6 protein-coding genes and 1 tRNA gene are annotated in these 7,233 nt (G+C 55.5%); 1 reads left to right on the top strand and 6 read right to left on the bottom strand.

Annotated elements, in window-relative coordinates:
* Window position 1: 1 nt before the first annotated feature.
* Window positions 2-91 (bottom strand) — tRNA-Ser (locus tag PHD44_RS01445).
* Between the two features lie 236 nt (window positions 92-327).
* On the opposite strand from PHD44_RS01445, the gene pal reads away from it, so the two are divergent.
* Window positions 328-837 (top strand): peptidoglycan-associated lipoprotein Pal, encoded by a 510-nt coding sequence (gene pal / locus PHD44_RS01440; protein WP_300187199.1) that lies wholly within the window; start codon window positions 328-330, stop codon window positions 835-837.
* 99 nt (window positions 838-936) lie between these two features.
* Here pal and recC read toward each other — a convergent pair whose 3' ends face one another.
* The 5 genes from recC to earP all read right to left on the bottom strand — a co-directional run.
* Window positions 937-4,491, bottom strand: coding sequence for an exodeoxyribonuclease V subunit gamma (gene recC / locus PHD44_RS01435; RefSeq protein WP_300187196.1), 3,555 nt, complete (start codon window positions 4,489-4,491; stop codon window positions 937-939).
* An 83-nt stretch (window positions 4,492-4,574) separates the two neighbouring features.
* On the bottom strand, window positions 4,575-5,603 hold the full coding sequence (locus PHD44_RS01430) for a sensor domain-containing diguanylate cyclase (protein WP_300187193.1): 1,029 nt from the start codon (window positions 5,601-5,603) through the stop codon (window positions 4,575-4,577).
* Window positions 5,604-5,729: 126 nt separating this feature from the next.
* Window positions 5,730-6,299, bottom strand: a complete 570-nt coding sequence (gene efp, locus PHD44_RS01425) for an elongation factor P (RefSeq protein WP_300187190.1) — start codon at window positions 6,297-6,299, stop codon at window positions 5,730-5,732.
* A gap of 66 nt (window positions 6,300-6,365) precedes the next feature.
* Complete coding sequence (locus tag PHD44_RS01420; RefSeq protein ID WP_300187187.1) at window positions 6,366-6,488, bottom strand: hypothetical protein; 123 nt, start codon at window positions 6,486-6,488, stop codon at window positions 6,366-6,368.
* Between the two features lie 28 nt (window positions 6,489-6,516).
* The coding region (earP, locus tag PHD44_RS01415) for an elongation factor P maturation arginine rhamnosyltransferase EarP (RefSeq protein WP_300187185.1) at window positions 6,517-7,233 on the bottom strand (717 nt) is incomplete at its 5' end.

Below are 7,233 nucleotides of genomic sequence, written 5' to 3'. Positions count from 1 at the left end.
GTGGCGGAGGATCAGGGATTCGAACCCTGGAAGGGGATAAACCCTTGCCGGTTTTCAAGACCGGTGCATTCAACCGCTCTGCCAACCCTCCGCGAAGGGTGCGAATTTTGTATAAATGTCGACTGGATGTCAATTTTTTTCTGCTTCGGGTTTAAACTCGACGTATTCAGAGCGCGTATATTAGATGTGAACATGGGTGTTGTTTTTGGGATACTGGTCATGATCATTCTCCTAAGAGCAAAAAAATACTTTATGGTAGATTGATCAGGTGACTTTATCGTTATTGATCACGTGGTTTTTTTTGATGTTTTGATCGAGGTGTTTCTCATGCGTGCTTTAGTGGCTGTTTCTATGGGTGTTTTGGCATTATCTTTGTCAGCGTGCAGTTCCACACCGACTAAGCCGGCTGGTGCGGGCCAGGCAGGTGGCGCAACGGGTGCGGAATCTTCGAGTATGAACGGTTCCGGTACTGATGAATCTGTGCTGTATGCGAGTGCCCCGAAGGGTGCGGCGGCAACGGTGTACTTCGGTTTCGATAAGTACAATGTTGATCCGTCTTATCGTCCGATGCTGCAGCAGAACGCCGATTTTCTGAAGGAAAATACGCAGCGTCATGTGCTGGTTGAAGGTAATACTGACAACCGCGGCAGCCGTGAATACAACATCGCGCTGGGCGAGAAGCGTGCTGTAGCAGTGCGTGACATCCTGCTGGCCGATGGTGTCGCTCCTGCTCAGGTGGACGTAGTTAGCTACGGCGAAGAGCGTCCGGCTGTTGAAGGCAATAACGAAGCTGCCTGGGCGAAAAACCGCCGGGCTGATCTGGCTTACGGCAAGTAAGTGATCCGTTCCGTCGATTGACGGACTAAGGTTTGAGAAGAGCCACCTTTTAAGGTGGCTTTTTTGTGCCCGCTTGGATTGGATGTTGTGTAGAGGCCCTTAACGGGGTTCGATGGCTTGTTTGATGGGCGCGTAGATAATCTGGCTCAATTCGGTGAATTGGGCTTTGGAAAAGCTGTGGCCGTTCATGAGTGTCTGGAAGTCTGGCCAGATACGGGCGAGTGCCGGGCTGTTCGTGACTTCTCCCGGAACCTTCATATTGCCTTCGTAGCATTCTCTGGCTTTTTTGAGCGCGGAATCTGTATTTTCCGGAGTCATTTCTTGTGCCAGCAAGCAGAACGCAGTTTTGCAGACCAGCGGGTAGGGGGCCTGCACGGCGTCAAACCAGGCGTCGAGCAGGGTCCGCAGATGTTGTTTTGCCATTTCAGTTTCGATGGGTGTGAAGCACAAGGTGCCCGTTTCGCCGATGAGATAGGTTTCGACCGATCCATGCGTAAGCTGGGCGAGCAGATGAGCCGGCCACTGGGCAACGCATTTGTGCCACTGGATATCCTCTCCCTTGTGGAGCGCACCTTCGATGAAAATCAGTCGCGCTTTGGTGTCATTCTGAATCGATGATTCTGATGAGAACACGTCTACTACCGATGCTTCGAGCCGGATGCCGCAATCGCTTTGGATGCGCTGCACTGCTGGTGTGGGTACGGTTTGATGGAATCGCAGGTTTAATTCAAGCCAGCGTTGCCATTGGTCGATCAACGGCAGCAGTTCGCTGTGCTCGAATGCGGGGCTGACAATGGGCAACCGCCCACTGAGTCGCGCCTGATGATATTGCGTTGAGATGAGCGCGCTGATGTATTCGATCGTGGGCGTCGTCATTTGGCTTGTTGCGTGCGCTTGTGTGGCGAGTTGGTGACGCACGCGGTCGTTGATCTCTTTTTTGAGTTGCCAGCGTTGCAGGCCATCCAATTCGAAGGGTTCGTGATCTTCCAGTTCGGTCGCGGTGGGTCTTAGATAGACGCCAAACCGGTTTGTGAGCAAGGTTTGCGCAGGCGTACGCAGAAAATCGCTTAATGCATTCAGGGTAAGGGGCTCTTCGGGCAGCCAGATTGGGAGCTCGGTCTTTGGAGTGCCTTGAGCGCTGTCGTGCACGGCTCGCCAGTCATTGGCATAGGTGAACAGATCCGGGTTATCTGCCGAAAAATAACGGCGGCTGAAGGGGTGGAGCGGGTGCTCTGTGGTCTGAATCTCGCTGCAGGAATGGGGCTCTGGCGCTGCCCAGAATTGATCGAGGTAGTCGCGCAGCTGGCTGACGAGCACGGAAGCCGGGCGAATCTTGTTGTTGTTGATGTTGCGACCGACCCAGCTGATGGATAACCGTTCCCGTGCGGCCAGCAAGGCTTCGAGGAATAGGTAGCGGTCGTCCTCGCGCCGGGCGCGATCGCCCGGGCGGTAGCGGCCGTTCATGAGATCGAAATCGTTGGGTGTCTGGCGCCGTGGGTAGTTTGCGTCGTCCATGCCCAGAAGGTAGATGTGCCGATAGGGAATGGCGCGCATCGGCATCAGGGTGGCGAAATTGACGCCGCCGACAATGAACCTTTGATGCAGGCGGTGTGGCTCAAGGCGATTGAGCCAAGCATGCCGAACGGTTTCGATGTCGATTGCATTTTCGAATCCAGCCGCGGTGCAGTCGGCCAGCCATAGATCGAGCTCATTGTGCAGACGCGCCAGCGTATCCATTTCAATCTGGATTTCGGGTGAGTCCAGATGATTTTGGGTATCAGAGATAGAGAAAAAATCGGCCATCAGTCGGCGTAAGCGCACAACCCATTCTGTTGGCGTGGATTTTTCGGTCAGGCGGTGGGTGTACTTGTCGAGTTGCTCGACCAATTGTGCCAGTTTGCCGACCAGCTCGGCGCCGATGCCATCCATGACGGGGTGGGGTTCTATTTCTTCCCAGATCGCGTTTTCGTCGCCACTCAAATAGCCGAGGAGGAGCCGATTCAGTCCGAATGCCCAAGTGTTTTGCTCCATGCCGGGTGGCACGCCAAACGCTTCACGATGCCGGGCATCCAGCCCCCAGCGAATGCCTGCCGAATCGATCCAGTCATGCAGGGTGGGTAAATCCGTTTCTGCAATTCCGAACCGGGCAAGAAGCAGAGGGCTGCCCAGCAGATCGAGCAGTTCGCTTCGAAGTAAGCGTGACGTCGGCAGGTTCAGTATCTGTTCGAGCGCATTGATCAGAGCGACCTGACCCGAAGCCGCCTGATCGGCAATGCCAAACGGTATGTGTTGTGGATCTTCACGGCCGAAGCGCCCGAAAATGGCGGAAATGGCCGGAGCGTACAGGCTCATGTCCGGCACCATCACGATGATGTCCGTCGGTTTGAGCGACGTATCGGCTTCGAATGCAGCGAGTAACTGGTCGTGCAGAATCTCGACTTCACGCAATGGGCTGTGCGCGATGTGAAATCGCAGCGAGTGATCCTGACCAGGTTTTAGGCGACGATTCAGTGCGCGGAGTTCATCCGGGGTGCGTAGCTTGAGGATGTCATCCTGAATGAGCGTCAATAGTGAGGATTTTGCCGAGTCGCCAACCGGTGATTCGAAGGGGGTGAGTGTCAATGGGTTGGCGGCGAGCTCGGCATTTTCCTCGAATTGATCCAAAAGGCGCATCAGATCGCGCCCCTGTCGCCCCCAGGCGGCCAGCAAGGGGTGTGCATGCGTGGTTTCGTCTAGTGTGGGTTTGTAGGGTCTTCGGCCTTGATAGCGTTGTGCGAACAACTGGTGTCCGTCGATGATGTCGCCCCAATAATATTCACAGGGATTCAGGAAGCAGACAATCACCTGTGACCAGCGCGATGCGACCGCAAGAACGTCCAGAACCTGTGGCGCAATCGACGACAGGCCAAACACGACAATCCGCCGGGGCAGGCCTTCCGGGCGCGCCTTTTGTTCCGATGCGGCTTTTCGGAAGGCGGTGTGCAGGTCTGCGCGTCCTGCCGCGAATTCGATGCCGTCGCGGTCGTCCTGCTGTTCGCGAATGTCTGCCAGCAAAGCGCGCCACAGCGGCGGCTGCCAGCGTTGTTCGTCCGGTAGGCGCGTTTCGTGCGCGGGGAGGTCATCGTGGCCTTCCTGCCAGTGGCGCAGCCAATCCGCACGGTACACCTGATACTGGTCGAACTGATCGGCAACGCGCAGTGCCAATTGATACAGGCGACGGTCGTCGGGCCGCTGATCGGTGACTATGTAGTGGCGCAACGGCAGGAAGGAGGGCGTATGGATGAGACTCGGCAGTAACCGCATCAGGCGCCATACCAGCTTGTCCTTATCCAGCGGCGCTTCTGCCGGGACATGGTCGGCACCCAGTACCGCTCGATAGCATTGCCACTGCAAGCGGGCAGGAAGGATCATGTCAATGCCCGTGGCTATGCCCAATCCGCCACCTTGGGCAGCACGCGGGCGGGCCAGGCCGAGGCGCAGCCATTGAGCCATGCCATTGCTCTGCACCAGAAAGGTTTCGTTCTCCAGCGGGGCCAGCGGATGCCTTTTGAGCCAGTCGATCAGTACCTGCTGCAACAGTTCCAGCCGGTTGCCCTGCATCAGCAGGAAACCGGGGGTAATCTCATCCGTAATGAGTGTGGCCGATGGAGGCATGGCATACCGCGGGTGAACGACAAAGGGGTATTCTAACCTGTCGCCTCAGTCTGTGCCGCGCCTCTCGTCCGTGAGTAATTCGTTTAGAAATCCGGTTGCGGCGGGGCTGAGAATACCGCGCAGTTCCCACCTGCTCGTTTGGCCTGATACATGGCCGAGTCGGCGGCGCACATCAGGGCATTCTGATTGCGCGTTTCCTTCGGATGAATTTCGCAGACACCGATACTGCCGGAAATGCGTACATATTCGCCATCTCGCCCAATGCGCAGATAAAGCGCCTGCGATAAACGGCGAACGATATCCTGCAAATCTTTTAAGTGTCGTGCCGACTCGATCAGTATGGCGATTTCATCACCGCCCAAACGGGCAATCTTGTCTTCGCGGTGCAAGGCTTCCGCCAGTCGGCTACTGATTTCCATCAGCAGGCGGTCGCCGAATTCGTGACCCAGCGTGTCGTTGACGGTCTTGAAGTGATCGATGTCGATGATGGCCAATGCCACATGCCGATCCCCATCCTGAGCACGGAGTATCGCCTGATCCAGTAACGGATAAAAACCGGCGCGATTCGGCAGGCCGGTGAGTGGATCACTGTGTGCCAACCGGTTGAGATGTTGCTCGATCTTGTCGCGATACAGGGCAGTACCGATGAAATCGCCGAAGAGTGTCGCCAGGCTGAGTTGGCGCATGGATAGCGGTTGCGCGACGGGTTTGAACCACGACAGTGCAAGCACTGCTTCAATTTGGTCGCTAATGCGAATCGGAATACTCAGGCTGGCCTTCAAGCCGGATTCGACAAAATGGGGTAGGGCCAGGTCGCTATTGGGATAGTCTTCGATAAAAAGCGGGTGGTTCTGCGCCAGAGCGGCTCCAGCAACGCCCGTGCTACGATCAAACGCATGTTGAGACAATGCAACAAATTGCGGTGGTAAGCCTTCGAAAAAGCGATACTTTAATTTTTCTCCCTCAGGAAGAATAAGGCCGGCACCATCGGCGCCGACGATTTTTGCCGCCGCGTTTGCTGCCATCTGGAAAAAGCGGGGCAGGTTGGTTTCCCGTGCCAGAATGGACAGCAGGACAATATCGGAATCGCGAAGATCAAGAGGCTCTTGCATGGTTGAGGGTTCCTCCTCCACAAACCCAATGAGTTCTAAGCAAAATTGAAGCCATAAAAAACCGCAGCACGTTGGCTGCGGTTTTTCTTTTAGCCTGCCCTGAAAAGGCGGATTATGAATCGGAAATCAGGCGGCTGAAGCGCGGCGGCGGAATTCGCCGGTCCGTGTGTCGATTTCCACGTTTTCGCCGATCTCGATGAACGAGGCGACCTGGATTTCATGACCATTGGTCAGTTTGGCATCCTTCATGACCTTGCCGGAGGTGTCGCCACGAGCGGCCGGTTCGGTATAGGCGATTTCACGGACGATGATGGTCGGCAATTCAACGGAGATTGGCTTGTCGTTATAGAACACCACTTCGCAGGGATCGGTCATGCCATCGACGATGTATTTGGTGGTGTCGCCCATGTTTTCCGCTTCAATTTCGTACGAATTGAATTCGGAATCCATGAAGACATACAGTGGATCGGCGAAGTAGCTGAAGGTGCATTCCTTTTTATCAAGAATGACCTGGTCGAACTTGTCATCAGCCTTGAACACCGATTCGGTGCTGCTGCCGGTGAGCAGGTTTTTCATCTTCATTTTGACAACAGCCGAGTTACGGCCGGATTTGTTGAATTCGGCCTTCAAAATGACCATAGGGTCTTTGCCGACCATAATGACGTTGCCGGCGCGAAATTCTTGTGCGGTTTTCATGGAAACTACCCAGTGTGCTTGTATGAGGTTTGACAAATAATTTAAAAAGGCCTGAAAAACCATGTCTCAGGTCAGGTCTGCACAAATGCAGACCTGACCGTGCAGGGCATGGATGCCCAGCCGCTCAATGACGTAAGTCATTGAAATGCGGAGCACAAGACCGGCTTGTGCGTTTCTGCGCGAAGCCATGGATGGCTTAGTGCAGAGTTTCCTTAGATTAATTGGTGCGACATTGTAACCGCTCATATGCGGTTTTGACCAGCCAGTTGGAGAGTTCTGTTTGACCTGCGAGCGTGAGCCGGTTTTTTTCTGCGGCCGAGGCCAGAATGGCATGGTGTTCGATGAAGTTCTGCCAGCTTTCAGGCGCGAGTCGCTGCCGGTTCCAGTCATGCGTCAAGGTCCGCCAGGCGTCGAACGCAGGCGCAGGGAGGTCACCGCGGCAGGTATCCAGCAGGGCATCCAGTTTTTCCCAGTGCGCCTGATCGTCGGTGGGGTAAATCTGCCAGATGAATGGCTTGCCTGCCCAGAGGGCGCGCACGAGCGAATCTTCCCCGCGCACGAACAGAATGTCGCACAACCACAGCAGTCGATCGAATTGTGCCTGCGGCAGGAATGGCAGCACATGCAGGGTCACCGTTCCGCGTTGAAACTGGTCGCCTGCCATGAGTTCGGGATAGCGGAGGTGCTCGCGTGCGCTGGTAAGCAGGCGGCCTTCCGGTAGATAGATGGTGACGGCCTCGGTAGTGGTTTGAGCGAGATCGTCAATCAGGTCGCCAATCGCCCGGTTTTCATAGCCGAATAAAAGCAGCGATAAACCGTTTGGCAGCGGGATGTGCCATTCATGCGCCCAAGTCGTGTGCTCTGAATGAACAAAGCGATCACGCGCCCGGAACAGATCCGCCTCGCAGAGCAACCCGCCGGAATCGGGGCGTGT

Origin of the sequence: Halothiobacillus sp., from assembly GCF_028710545.1 — a bacterium.
In the GTDB taxonomy this organism is placed as follows: Bacteria; Pseudomonadota; Gammaproteobacteria; order Halothiobacillales; family Halothiobacillaceae; genus Halothiobacillus.
This window is presented reverse-complemented; position numbering and strand designations above follow the sequence as displayed.